Source organism: Thermomonas sp. S9, from assembly GCF_024704365.1.
Classification (GTDB): domain Bacteria; phylum Pseudomonadota; class Gammaproteobacteria; order Xanthomonadales; family Xanthomonadaceae; genus Thermomonas.
On record NZ_JAJDFY010000001.1, the window covers coordinates 1,137,673 to 1,150,598 of the forward strand.

At 65.2% G+C, this 12,926-nt stretch carries 8 protein-coding genes and 1 pseudogene; 2 read left to right on the forward strand and 7 right to left on the reverse strand.

Annotation, left to right across the window (positions count from 1 at the left end; all coding sequences use genetic code 11):
• Nucleotides 1–85 precede the first annotated feature (85 nt).
• The 6 genes and pseudogenes from metG to LJB71_RS14545 all read right to left on the reverse strand — a co-directional run bounded on the left by metG (nt 86) and on the right by LJB71_RS14545 (nt 7,986).
• Nucleotides 86–2,134: pseudogene (gene metG / locus LJB71_RS05665) on the reverse strand (methionine--tRNA ligase).
• A 114-nt stretch (nt 2,135–2,248) separates the two neighbouring features.
• A complete protein-coding gene (locus LJB71_RS05670; protein ID WP_259303419.1) occupies nt 2,249–2,689 on the reverse strand; it encodes a DUF2147 domain-containing protein in 441 nt (146 codons plus the stop codon).
• 415 nt (nt 2,690–3,104) lie between these two features.
• Nucleotides 3,105–5,132, reverse strand: a complete 2,028-nt coding sequence (locus tag LJB71_RS05675; RefSeq protein WP_310649437.1) for a TonB-dependent receptor — start codon at nt 5,130–5,132, stop codon at nt 3,105–3,107.
• The gene (locus LJB71_RS05680; protein ID WP_259303420.1) at nt 5,129–6,061 is read right to left on the reverse strand and encodes a TonB-dependent receptor plug domain-containing protein; all 933 of its coding nucleotides are present in this window, start codon (nt 6,059–6,061) and stop codon (nt 5,129–5,131) included. The genes LJB71_RS05675 and LJB71_RS05680 overlap by 4 nt, the downstream gene beginning before the upstream one ends.
• Nucleotides 6,062–6,299: 238 nt before the next feature.
• Nucleotides 6,300–6,788, reverse strand: coding sequence for a prolyl oligopeptidase family serine peptidase (locus LJB71_RS14540; RefSeq protein ID WP_310649392.1), 489 nt, complete (start codon nt 6,786–6,788; stop codon nt 6,300–6,302).
• Nucleotides 6,769–7,986 carry a hypothetical protein gene (locus LJB71_RS14545; protein ID WP_310649394.1) on the reverse strand — a complete coding sequence of 406 codons (1,218 nt, stop codon included), beginning with the start codon at nt 7,984–7,986 and terminating at the stop codon, nt 6,769–6,771. The genes LJB71_RS14540 and LJB71_RS14545 overlap by 20 nt, the downstream gene beginning before the upstream one ends.
• 38 nt (nt 7,987–8,024) lie before the next feature.
• On the opposite strand from LJB71_RS14545, the gene LJB71_RS14550 reads away from it, so the two are divergent.
• Entirely contained in the window at nt 8,025–8,339 is a 315-nt protein-coding gene (locus LJB71_RS14550) for a hypothetical protein (protein ID WP_310649395.1), read from the forward strand.
• 48 nt (nt 8,340–8,387) lie between these two features.
• The gene (locus LJB71_RS05690) at nt 8,388–9,959 is read left to right on the forward strand and encodes a tetratricopeptide repeat-containing sulfotransferase family protein (protein WP_259303421.1); all 1,572 of its coding nucleotides are present in this window, start codon (nt 8,388–8,390) and stop codon (nt 9,957–9,959) included.
• Between the two features lie 106 nt (nt 9,960–10,065).
• On the opposite strand, the gene LJB71_RS05695 is transcribed toward LJB71_RS05690, so the two are convergent.
• Entirely contained in the window at nt 10,066–12,918 is a 2,853-nt protein-coding gene (locus LJB71_RS05695; protein WP_259303422.1) for a TonB-dependent receptor, read from the reverse strand.
• Nucleotides 12,919–12,926 lie beyond the last annotated feature (8 nt).

The following is a 12,926-nucleotide window of genomic DNA, read 5'->3' on the forward strand; positions in this document are numbered from 1 at the left end:
GCCGCCGGCCGGCATCTCTTCCTGAGTTCGCTGCAGCGAACGCGGCATCCTCGTGTGGTCGCATCGCGCGCGCACCGGGGCGCCCTCAGCGCACCGGCATCCCGGGCTGCGCGCCGGCATCGGCATCCAGCAGGAACAGGCCGCCGCCGTCGAACCCGGCCGAAAGGATCATCCCCTCGCTCACGCCGAAGCGCATCTTGCGCGGGGCGAGGTTGGCGATGAACACCACGCTGCGGCCGACGAGCTTCTCCGGTTCCCCGTAACTGGCGCGGATGCCGGAGAAGATCTGGCGCTGGCCAAGCTCACCGGCATCCAGCAAAAAGCGCAGCAGCTTGTCGCTGCCCTCGACGAAGCCGCACTCGGACACCTTGCCGATGCGCAGGTCGAGCCTGGCGAAGTCGTCGATGCCGATAGTCGCAGCGGCGGCAGATGCGGCGGGCTTGTCCCCGCCGGGCGCGGTGGTGGCCGCGGGCGCGGCGAGGGTGTCCCTGGAAGCCTCGATCATGGCGTCGATCTGCTTGGGGTCGATGCGGGTGAACAGTGGGGTGTAGGGCTGGATGGCGCGCGCCAGCAGCGGCGCCTCGAGATCGCTCCAGGCCAGCACCGGGGCGCCGAGGAAGGCGGCGGCCTGCGCGCTGGTGCGCGGCAGGATCGGCGCCAGCGCGGCGGCCAGCACGCGGAACAGGTTCAGGCCCTGGGTGCAGACCGCCTGCAGTTCGGCCTCGCGCGCGGCGTCCTTGGCGATCACCCACGGCTTGACGTCGTCGATGTACTTGTTGGCCTCGTCCGCCAGCGCCATCACCTGGCGGATGGCGCTGGCCGGGTCGTTGCGGCGCGTAGGCCTCGCGCACCGGCTCCAGCGCGGCGAGGAAATGGGCGTACTGGCCGGCATCCGGCAGCGCCGCGGCCAGCTGGCCGGCGAAGCGTTTTTCGATGAAGCCGGCGCAGCGGCTGGCCAGGTTCACGAACTTGCCGACCAGGTCGCTGTTCACGCGCGCTGAAGTCGGCCAGGTTGAGATCGAGGTCATCCACCCCGCCCGAGGACTTGGCCGCGAAGTAGTAGCGCAGCGCCTCCGGGTCCAGCCCGGCGTCGAGATAGGTGCGCGCCAGGATGAAGGTGCCGCGCGACTTGCTCATCTTCGCGCCGTCCACCGTCAAATAGCCGTTGACGTGCAGGCGGGTCGGCGCGCGCAGGCCGGCGCCGTGCAGCACCGCCGGCCAGAACAGGCCGTGGAAGTTGACGATGTCCTTGCCCAGGAAGTGGTGCAGCTCGGTGCCGGCCTCCGCCCCGGCGCGCACGAAAGCGTCGAAGTCGATTCCGGCGCGCTGGCACAGGGTCTGGAAGCTGGACAGGTAGCCGATCGGCGCGTCCAGCCAGACATAGAAGAACTTGCCGGGCTGGCCGGGGATGGCGAAGCCGAAGTAGGGCGCGTCGCGCGAGATGTCCCAGGCGCGCAGGCCGCCTTCGGCGTCCGCTCATTCCATCAGCTTGGCCTTGACCCCGGGCGCCGCGACATCGCCCGCCAGCTCACTGGCGCAGGAACGCGGCGAAGTCCGCCAGCTCGAAGAAGAAGTGCTCGGACTCGCGCAGCTCCGGGGTGGCACCGGAGACCGCGGATTTCGGGTCCTTGAGGTCGGTCGGCGCGTAGGTGGCGCCGCAGACCTCGCAGTTGTCGCCGTATTGGTCGGACGCGCCGCAATTCGGACAGGTGCCCTTGACGTAGCGGTCGGGCAGGAACATCCCTTTGACCGGGTCATACAGCTGCGCCACGTGGCGCCGGCGGATGTGGCCGCCGGCCTCCAGCGCGGCATAGATCGCCTCGGTCAGCGCGCGGTTGGCGGGGGAATGGGTGGAGTCGTAATGGTCGAACGCCACCCCGAACGCGGCGAAGTCGCGCTCGTGCCCGGCCTGGATCGCGGCGATGAAGGCCTCCGGCGTGGTGCCGGCCTTTTCCGCCGCCAGCATGATCGGCGTGCCGTGGGTGTCGTCGGCGCAGACGTAGTGCACCGTGTCGCCGCGCATGCGCCGCGCCCGCACCCAGATGTCGGCCTGGATGTAGCCGACCAGATGGCCCAGGTGCAGCGGGCCGTTGGCATAGGGCAGAGCGTTGGTGACGAGCGCAGCGCGGGGCATGGGCGTGACGGTACGGAAGGGGGCGCGATTATCGCATGCGCGCGCCTTGCGCCCAGAACGCGAAAACCCCGGCATGACCGGGGTTTTCTGGCAAGGCGAGACGGTGGCGGATGCTCACTCTACCCGGACCCAGGTCGCCGTGCGGCAGATGAAGGCCACGCAGCCTTTGACATCCAGCTTCTTGCCGCCGTCGATCAGCTTGACGGACTTGGCCTTGAAGCTGCGATCCTCGGAGGGCTTGTAGCCGTTGCCATCGCCCCAGCTGCCGTCGTTCTGCGGCTTGAGGTTCCACAGGGTGACGATGCCGACGAACGGCTTGCCCTTGTACTGGCCGCTGCATTCCTCGCAGGTGGCCGGCAGCCCGAGGTTCTCCACGATCTTCGCGGCCAGCGTACCGTTCTTGGCTTCGTAGATTTCGGTGATGGTCATCGGCTTGCCGGTCTTGTCATCCAGCGTCTTCCACTTGCCAACCGGCGACGCCGGGTTGTGCTGGGCGGCCGCCGACAGCGACAGCGAAGCCAGCAGGCTCAGCAGGATCATCTTGCTCTTGCGCATCTGGTAGTCCCTCCCGAGGATCAGCGGAACGCGGCGCGTCCCGGCAGCGTTTTATACCCCATCCGCGGGGGTATGGGGTGGAAGTCGAGGCGTGAAGGTTTGCTGCATTGCTGCCGGTGGCGATGACATTGGGGCGGGATTGCGGGAGTGGAGGTTTTGCCGGATCAGCCGGCTTTTCCACTGTCTAGTAAGGAACGGCGCATGCCCCGTCCTCTCAGGTGACGGACTTTACTCAGCTTCTCGTGGTACGGCTCAGTGGGGGCAGGTCAGCATGCCGCCGCATCGTGGCTCCGCAAGAGATGACGAGCGCTGGGTGAGCAAAAAAGAGCGCCCGAATCCGGAGCGCTCTGCGTGGCCCGGTGCAACCAGACTGTCCCACACGGTCTGATTGCGCCCGGTCATTGCCCAGGATTGTTCAGAACTTGAAGCTCACCTGGGTATAGAACGTCCTGCCGAGCAGGTCGTACTGGGTGGCGAACGCCGGGACATTGCCATAGCGGGTCGCAACCCCGCTGGAAACGGTCGGCGGGGCCTTGTCGGTGACGTTCTGGATGCCGAAGAGCGCCGACCACTTGGGCTGGTCGTACCGCACCGAGAGAGTGTGGTAGAGACGCGATTCGGCGACGATGTCCCGCACCGCGTTGGTCCAGCCGAAGTAGGTGAATGTGGGCTGTAGGGTCAGCGACTTGGTCCGGCCGACGTAATTCATATACCAGGTCCAGCTCCAATCGCCACGCTTGAGCGTAGTGCGGAGATTGCCGACCACCTTGGGGCGCCCGATCGCGCCGTTGCGGTTGGAGGTTGAGAATCCGCTGGCTGCCGAGGTGCTGAAGAACTCTTCGAAGTCCTCCATCATGTAGGTCGCCTGACCTTCCACTTCGAGCTTGCCGAAGCTGAAGTCGCCGTCGTAGCGGCCCAGCAAGTCATACCCGCGGACTTTCTGCCGGTTCACGTTGACGTACTTCTGGTACACGGTTTCGATCTTGTTTGGCGCAGTCGGGTGATTGGGCGGATTGCGTACGAACAGCGAGCAGAACTGGTTCGGATACACCTGGGCGCCATAGCAGCCTCCGAGAATGGTGGCGGCGGTGAGCTGGGCGATCTGGTTGCGCACGGTGTACTCGAAGTAATCCACCGCCATGCTGAACGGGAACGACGTGGGGGTGAATACGATACCCGCCGTCTTCGCGCTGGAGGTTTCCGGTTTGAGCACACCGGCACCGCCCTGCGAGATTACCGTGGCGGAAGAGGTGCCACCCGGGAAATTGTCCGGGACCCCCGCCGCAGCGCAATTGGCTCGAATGAAGTCGTTGGTGCTTTGTCCCCAATTGATGCACGGATCGATCGAAGTCTGCGATACGAAGCTGGACAGGTTGCCGAGGTAGAGTTCGTACAGGCCCGGCGCGCGATAGGAAGTGCCCTTGGTGGCGCGCAGACGCACAGCCGGGATGATCTGCCAACCCAGGCCCAGCTTCCAGACCGAATCGGACTTGTTGACCGAAGCGTAATCGAAGGCGCGCGCCGACATGTTCAGGGTCAGCGACTCGAACGCCGGCAGCCCCTTCAACAATGGCACTTCGACCTCAGTGAAAATTTCCTTCACGTGATCGCGCCCCTTGGTGACCACTGCCGAGCTCTGGCCCCACAGGTCGCCGCTGCGCTCCTGCTGGCTGGGCTGGTCATTGATGCCGAAATTGCGGTATTCGGCGCCGATCGCCATGTTCACCGCGCCTGCCGGCAGGTTGAACACTTCACCAGTCGCTACGGCATTGATCAGGTACTGGTCGTACACGGTATTGCCGGTATGCCAGGCCCCGACTGCTGCCACCAGCTGTTCCATGCACTGGCCGCTGAGATAGCAGGGATCGAAGTAGTTGACGCTGGGCGAGCGCCCGCCCGTCCACGGGCGCAGGTTAGGATCGACGTCCCCAGACTTGGACTTGAGGATCGACAGCACCGAGTAGTCACCGTCCGAACGCGTGTAGGACAGGTTGGTCGTCCAGCTCCAGGTATCGGTGCCGCCGATCAGCCCGTCCAGGCCGGTGCGGAGGTAGTAATAGTTGATCCGGATCTTCTGGTCTGAGGGGAAAGGCATCACCGGCTGGGCGATGCCGCTCGGCACCGGGCTGGCGAAACTGGAGCCGTCGGTATACCTGTAAGCCGGAATTATCGCTGTCGTGCCGCCAGTGAGCGGGAAGAACTGGCGCCAGCGGTGGGTGTCGGTGCCGCGACGATTGAACAGGAAGTCGGTCGTCCAGTTGACCGCCCCCAGGTTGAAGTCGGAGGTGGCGAAGACGCTGAAACGTTCCTGGCGATCGATCAGCTGCTGCTCGCCGAAGCGATCGAAGTTGAGAACATCCTCGAAATAGGCCTGGCCGGTATTGCCGGGGCCGTAGTTGGCATTCGTACGGGGGCGGTAGCCAGGAATCAGGCCAATGGTCACGCCATCTGGCGACGGGATGTAGCGCCTACCGTAGACCGCATCGATGACGGTGTTGATGTAGAGATTGCCGCCGGAGCAGCCGCCGAGCGGGGTGCCGGCGAGGATCGAGCGATCCTGGCGGTCGATGCGATTGCCGTTCTGGTCCCACACCAGATCCTGTGCGCAGCGCAGGAAGTCGCGGTCGCCGAAGCGCAGCGGCTCCTGCAGGTAATACTCGGCTGCGGCCGCGATGCTGCCCTTGCCGAAGTTCCAGCCATTGGCGACGGAGAAGCTGACCGTTTCCGCCCCCCCTTCTGCGGAGACCGGGCGGTGAAGGTGACTTCGGGTCCGTTGAAGTTCTTGCGGGTGATCAGGTTGACCACGCCCGCCAGTGCGTCCGAGCCGTAGATCGAGGATGAGCCATCCTTCACGATTTCCGCGCGTTGCAGGATCGACTGCGGGATCACGTTCAGATCGAACGCCAGCACCTGGCCGCGGGTGCCGGCCGGGCCGGGGCGCTGACCGTTGAGCAGCACGGCGGTGCGCTGGGCGCCCAGGCCGCGAAGGTTGATGGTCTGTACGCCGGTACCGCCTTCCACGACGAAGCCGGCGAACTGGTTGCTGATCTGGGTGGAGCCGGCAGCGACGCTGGACTTCTGCAGGAATTCGGCGGTGTTGATCTGGCCGACGTCAACGCTCACGTCGGCGGAGATCACCTGCACGGGGGAGATCGTGTCGTACTCGAGGCGCTTGATCAGTGAGCCGGTGACGGTGACTTTCTCCAGCTCCTTCGGCTCATCCTTTTTCTTGGCATCTTCCTGCTTGGCAGCAGAGTCCTGCTTCTGATCTCCCGCTTCCTGCGCCAGTACCGGCGCACCGTACAGGCAGCCGAGGACGGCGAGGAACAGCGGCAGCTTGCGCAGCTGCGCCACTTGAGCGTGCTTCTTCATCTGTTTCCCCCATGAATGAGCGCCGGAGGCCCATCCTCCTGGCGTAGCTCATGAACGAAAATTAATGTTTTTTTCATGTAATGGCAACCCAATGCGGGCATGCCAATTGGCATGAAAAGCGCGATCCAAGTCACATTTCATGGCTTGCTGCAGCCTGACTGCAGGCGGATGGCGTGCGGATGCGCCGCGTGGTGCGCGGCATGTGGCGATGGGAAGCCGCTTGCGTGACGGCCTGGCTTTAGCCTTTGCGGTTGCAGTCGTGCTCCAGGAATGCCTCGATCAACCCCAGAGTCTGCAGCTGCTGGCGCGGATACCACGGCATGCTGTGCGGCATATCGGGGACCAGCGCGAATTTTGCCGGAACCTTGTCCTTCACCGCTTTATAGAAGCCTTCGGCGTGGAAGGCGGGGGTACGCACGTCGCGGTCGCCCACGAACAGCAGCACCGGGATGCTGGCCTTTTCGGTGTTCTGCATGGGGTCCATGCCCTTCACAGTGCGGCCCTGAAGGATTCGCTGCAGGCGATTCTCGCTCCAGGACCAGCCGAGCTTGGCGAGATCCGTCACCGGCGCGCCCGCGATGGCGCACTGGAAGGGGCCGTTCGGGCGCACGACCGCCGCGGCGGCGGCGAAGCCGCCATAGGAGTAGCCGAAGATGGCTTCGCGCCTGGTATCTGCGATGCCCTGCTGGACCAGCCAGGTGGCGCCGTCATCGAGATCGTCCTGCATCTTCTGGCCCCATTCCGCATCCCCCCGCCAGCCACAGCGCACGGCCCAGTCCGGTGGAGCCGCGGTATTGCGGGCGCAGCACGGCATAGCCACGCGAGGTCAGGAACGGCACCCAGCCGGAAACGTCCCAGCCCATGTAGTCACGCGACCAGGGGCCGCCATGCGGATGCACGATGGCGGGCAGTGGCCCCTGCGCTGGGGTCCAGCCGGCAGGCAGGTCAAGGATCGCAGGGATGGTCATCCCGTCGCGGGCGCGGTACTCCACCCAGCGCTGTTCACCCACCCATTCCGGCTTGAAAGAGGGGAGCCTGCTGCCGAGGCTGACGATCCGCTTGCGGTCCAGCAACAGATGATAGGCGGGCGGGTCGCGATGGCTGGAGGTGGTGAACAGCACCTTGCCGAGCCCGTCGTCATAGCCGGTGATCATGACCGACTGGGCCGGGAAATTTTTCTCCAGCAGGGCCTGGATGGCCTGCATCCTTGGGTCGATATAGGTGACTTCGACCTGCGGGCCATCCACTGCGAAACCGAGAATCCGGCCGAAATCGCTCGGCTGGCGCCCGAAGATCAGGCGCGAGATCGAGTATTTCGGATGCGCCAGCAGCGGCTCGTCCTCGAACGTGCGGGTGGCGGGGTCGTACAGCCATGCCTGCACCTTGTCGGAGAACAGGTCGGTGAGGACGTAGAACTTGCCGCTGCGCTCGTCGCGGCCGACGATGTCCACGGTGTAGCGTTCACTGAGCTTGCGGGTCAGGTTGGGGTGAACCACGAACTGATTGCTCTCGGGGTCGCGGATCAGCACCTGCTGTTCGTATTCGCCGCCGCCGACCGGTTCCAGCTGGGTACGCGTCAGCAACTCGCCAGTGCGCGGATCGAACAGGCCGGGCTCGGAGCGGCCGCCACCCTTGAACAGCAGCCTGCTCTCACCGCTGCGCAGGTTGTAAAGCAGGTAGTTGCTTACCATCGAGCCGGGATCGAGCTGGCGGATGATCACGTTGTCCGGATCCAGCGGAAGCGGATTGACCAGCGATGCCGTGCCCGCAAGCTCCAGGCAGCGGCGCATGTCCTCGGGCATGTCGATCTTGCTCGACTTCGCCGCGAAGGCCTCGTCGAATTTCTTGTGGCTGCCGTCGGTCAGGTAGGTCTTGAAGACGAAGGTCTTGGTTGCCCCGGTTCGCTTGCCCTCGCCGCAGCTCACCGAGTTGGCCGGTCCATTCCTGGCGGGCGATCACGAGGATGCGGTCCGCCTTCAGCGCGCTTGCGGCCACGAACTTCATGCGGTCGCCGGAGGGCGTGATGCGGCTGCCGGCATCGATATGGTCGAGGTCCCAGCTCGCGAGCGCGGTATCCCCGTCTTTGCTGCCGGGGGCGACCACCAGCGTGACCAGGTTCTTGCCATCGGTGCTCATCGAGACCGACTGGATCGCCGGCGTCCGGGCCAGCACCTCGGCCGGGATGGGTTGCCCGGCGGTCGCGGCCAGGCTCGAGAAGGCAAAGCATGCCGCCAGCAACCGAATGTGGACACGTGAGTGCATCATGTCGTTCCCCTGAAGAGTCGTTCCCCGGGGGAATCCTAGCAGCCCGCGCTACCATTCGCGGATGGAAACCCCTCCGCAAATCTATGCGCGAGCAGTGGACGCGCTCAACCGCGGCGACTGGGCCCGGGCATCTGCGCTGGCAGAATCGCTGTTGCCGAAGATCCCGCCGCACGCCGGTGTTTACTTCGTTGCGGGCGTGGCGGCACTGCAGATGCAGCGCCTGCGGGAAGGCATCCGCCACCTGCAGCGCGCGGTCCACCACAATCCCGGTCGGCCTGACTATGCCGCGCAGTTCGCGCGCGGTTTGGCGATGGCCCGTCTGACCCGCGAATCGGTGGTGGCCGCGGATGCTGCGCTGGCGATGGGTCCGCAGGATGCGGCGACGCTGGACACGCTCGCCGTGGTCTACACCCAGGCCAATGAACATGCCAAGGCCGCGCGGCTGTTCGAGCTCGCGGTGCAGCGGGTGCCGGGCAGGGCGGTCAGTCATTTCAACCTGGCCACGTCGCTGATGTTCATCGGCCAGATGGAGCGGGCCGGGCACGAGTACGAGGCATGCATTGCAGCCGACCCGACGTTCTGGAAGGCGCACCTGGCCCTGGCCCAACTGTGCAAGGCCACCCCGGAGCACAACCACTTGGACCGCCTGCGCGGATTGCTGGAGCGGGCGGATGGTGGCGAGGCGCGGATGTATCTGAATCTGGCCCTGGCCAAGGAGCTGGAGGATCTCGGCGACTATCCGTGCGCGTTTTCCCATCTGGCGGCCGGCAAGGCCGCAGGCGGCGAGGCGCGAGGCTATTCCAGTGCACGTGATGCTGCTTTGTTCGATACGCTCCGTGGCCTTTTCCCGGCACCGGGCGATAGTGGCGGTGGTGATCCCGATCCGTCGCCGATTTTCGTGGTCGGCATGCCGCGTAGCGGCACCACGCTGGTGGACCGCATCCTGTCCAGCCATCCGCAGGTGCACTCGGCGGGCGAACTGCAGAATTTCGGCGTGGTGCTGAAGCGGCTGTCGGGCAGCCCTACGCCCGAGCTGCTGGATGCCGAAACCCTGCGCCGCGGGGCCGCGGTCGAGCCGCGCAGACTGGGCGAGACCTACGTGGCGAGCACCCGGCCGGGGACCGCCGTGCGGCCGCGCTTCGTGGACAAGCTGCCGCATAACTTCCTTTATCTCGGCCACATCGCGCGTGCTCTGCCCAATGCCAGGATCGTCTGCCTGCGACGCAATCCGATGGACACCTGCCTGGGCAACTTCCGCCAGCTGTTCGCGCAGACCAGCCCCTATTACGACTATTCCTTCGATCTGCTGGACACGGGCCGCTATTACCTCCAGTTCGATGCGCTGATGCGGCATTGGCAGCAGGTGCTTCCCGGGCGCGTGCTGGAGATGCACTACGAGGCGCTGGTGGACGACCAGGAAGGCCAGACCCGGCACCTGCTGGCGCACTGCGGGCTGGAGTGGGACCCGGCCTGCCTGCGTTTTGCAGACAATGCCGCGCCGGTGGCGACCGCCAGCGCGGTGCAGGTGCGCGAACCATTGCACAGGCAGGCGTTGGCGCGCTGGAAACGCTACGGATCGGCGCTGGATGACTTGCGTGCCCTGCTTGAGGACGGGGGCGTGCATATCGAATGATCGTCGCGATGCGTGCCTTCACAGGCAGGCATCGTGGCGTTGGCACCAGGGCGCGCGCAAAGAAACCCCGCCATGTGGCGGGGTTTCTCGTTCATCGCACCGGCGATTACTTGGACTTGCCGAAGCTCCATTTGGCTTCCAGGTAGTACGCACGGCCCAGCACATCGAAGTTGCTGCTGTTGTACGGCGCGCCACTGCTGCCCGGATAGGAATGCACGTCCATGTTCGGCATCCGGTTGGCCAGGTTGTTGACCAGCAGCGACAGCTTCAGGTCTTCGGTGACGTCGAAGTTGACGCTGGCGTTGAGGGTCGTGTACGAACCGAGGCGACCGGCGCCGGCATACCCGTAGCCAGCCGGGGTCAGGGTGGCGCGGTAGTTCGGGGTCGGGCCGAGGTAGTTGGCGTACACCGTGGTGGTCCAGCGGCCCAGGTTCCAGCCCGCCGAGGCGCTGGCCTTGTACTTCGGATCGGTGCTCCAGTACGGGTCGCTCAGCAGGTCGATGGTGGGATCGCCCGGATACTGCTGGAACTCGTGCTTGAGGTTGCGGGTCCAGTTGCCGGACAGGTTCAGCTCGCCCCAGGCACCCAGGTCCTGGCGGTAGTTGACGCCGAGGGCCACCGCGTTCAGCGACTCGCTGGCGATGTTGACCTTCTTGACATCAATCGACTGCACGGTGCCGGCGGCACCGCGATGAACCTGGCTCAGCGCAGCCTGGCAGGTGCCGGAGTTGATGTCCAGCGTGCCCAGGCGGCAGTTCGCCTCGTCGCGCATCAGCTGGTCGACATTCTGCAGCGCCACTTCATCCTTGATGTTCCAGTGGTAGTAGTCGGCGCTGACCGAGAACCTGGCGGTCGGTGCCCACACCACGCCATAGCTCCACACCTTGGCATTGATCGGCTTCAGATCCGGGTTGCCGGACTGCTGGCCGAAGTACTGGAGATTGGAGTAACGGGCCGGGCACTGGTCCACGTTGCCGGCATCGAAGCCGAGCAGGGCGCAGTTGTAGTAGTCGACGGTGGAACTATAGAAGCCACTGACGCCCTGGAACTGGTCGGCCAGGGTCGGCGCCTTGAACGCGGTGCCGTACTTGCCGCGCACCAGCAGCGACTCGAACGGGCGGTATTCCAGGCCGAGGCTGTAGGTGGGCTTGTCGATGGTGCGGCCGGCGGCGCGGAAGGCGTCGTAGCGGGCCGAGGCAGCGAGCGTCAGTTTGTCCCACACCGGCAGGCGCATCTCGCCGGTGACGGCATAGCGCGAGCGGCTGCCATTACCGCTGACCGCGGTGGTGCCCCAGATCTTGCCGTCCAGCAGCAGCGGGTCGGGGTTGTAGGACCAGCCTTCGGTGCCGGCTTCCACCGCGATCGCTACGCCGGCATCACCGCCGGGCAGCGAGAACAGTGCGCCGTTGGTGAACTGGGCGCGCAGCAGATTGTCGTAGGTGCTGCTGCGCGAGACGGTCTTGCCCATGAAGCTGTAGAAATCCGCCGGCGACATCAGGGTGTAGAACGCCGCGTAGTTCGGGGTGAACACCGGGTATGCGTCGTAGTACGGGTCCAGGCCCAGCTGCGGGCCCAGCACGTGCTGCTGGAAGTAATCGTTGATCGGATCCGCCAGGCGGGCCAGGCTGATCTCGTCGAGCTTGTAGTGGGTGCGGCTGATGCTGACGTCGTAATCCCAGTTGGAATTGCCGCCGACGGTGCCGTTCACGCCGACCGTCACCGCGTAGGACGTGCTCTTGTTCTCGTCCATGGTGTTCTTCCAGCCGCCCATGTCCTCGGGCGTGAACGCACGCTGCAGGTTCAGGAAGTCATCCAGGTTCGGGTCGTAGTAGTAGCCCCACTTCACGCTGGTGCCCCACCAGACGTAGTTCGAACCGATGTGGTACTTCACCTTTTCCTGGTTCAGCAGCACGTCGGCATACAGCTGCGCATCGCTGGTCAGGTCGAAGGTGGAGTGCACGTACAGCTGCGCGCTTTCCTTCTGGTTCTTCAGGGTGCGGTAGCCAGGGGTGTAGAACGAACCGCAGTAGTGGGTGTCGCCGAAGCCTGGGCGGGTCTGCAGGTCCACCGTGCCGCCGAAGCCGGCCTTCACGTTCGCGCAGTTGTTCGGATCCATGAAGTTGTAGCTGGTGAACGGGCTGTACACCAGCCAGTCGCGGCTGGCCAGCGGCGCCGCGCCGTTGTAGGCGTTCAGGTTGAACTGCTTGGTCAGGTCGCGCTGGTAGGCCCACACCGGATCCACCTTCTCGACCTGTACGCCCAGCAGGGTGTTCCAGCGGCCATCCTTGCTGGCGAAGCTGTCGGCGTAGCTCAGACGCCCGCTGCGGCCGCCACCCTCGTCATAACCACCGACGCGGCCGCTGAGCACGGCGCTATCGATGTTCTTCTTCAGGATGATGTTGACCACACCGGCGATGGCATCGGAACCGTACAGGGAGGACTGCCCACCGGGCAGGATCTCGATGCGGTCCACCAGGTCCACCGGGATGCCGCTGATGTTGTTGAACACGTCGGTGCCGTTGTACAGCGCCGGGTAGTTGGCCATCGGGCGGCCGTCGATCAGGTACTTGACGTAGCTCGGCGACAGGCCGAACAGGCTGAGGGTTTCGGCGCCCTGGGTGAACGAGGCCGAGCTCTGGTTGTTCTGCACGCCGCCGGTGGCGAACGAGCTCTTCTGCAGCACCTCTGCCACGTTGTTGAAGCCGCGGGCCTGGATGTCCTCGGCGGAAATGATGGTGACCGGGACGAAAGTCTCGACCTGGGTCTGCGGGATCAGCGAGCCGGTGACCACGACCTTGTCCAGGTCCTTGGCCTTGCCTTCGGTCTTGGCAGCAGGCTTCTGGTCCTGGGTGGACTGTGCGTTCTGGTCCTGGGCCATGGCGGCGGCGGGCAGCAGCAGGGCGGCCAGCGCGAGTGCCAGCGGGCGACGAGGGAGGGTGGAGCGGCGATGAACTGCCATGGTGGGAG

What these genes read in the sequence shown, in the direction of transcription:
- LJB71_RS05670 (WP_259303419.1), bottom strand. Translation starts at nt 2,689, where the DNA reads ATGCGCAAGAGCAAGATGATCCTGCTGAGCCTGCTGGCTTCGCTGTCG.
- LJB71_RS05680 (WP_259303420.1), bottom strand. Translation starts at nt 6,061, where the DNA reads ATGAAGAAGCACGCTCAAGTGGCGCAGCTGCGCAAGCTGCCGCTGTTC.
- LJB71_RS14540 (WP_310649392.1), bottom strand. Translation starts at nt 6,788, where the DNA reads ATGCAGGACGATCTCGATGACGGCGCCACCTGGCTGGTCCAGCAGGGC.
- LJB71_RS14550 (WP_310649395.1), top strand. Translation starts at nt 8,025, where the DNA reads ATGCGGTCCGCCTTCAGCGCGCTTGCGGCCACGAACTTCATGCGGTCG.
- LJB71_RS05690 (WP_259303421.1), top strand. Translation starts at nt 8,388, where the DNA reads ATGGAAACCCCTCCGCAAATCTATGCGCGAGCAGTGGACGCGCTCAAC.
- LJB71_RS05695 (WP_259303422.1), bottom strand. Translation starts at nt 12,918, where the DNA reads ATGGCAGTTCATCGCCGCTCCACCCTCCCTCGTCGCCCGCTGGCACTC.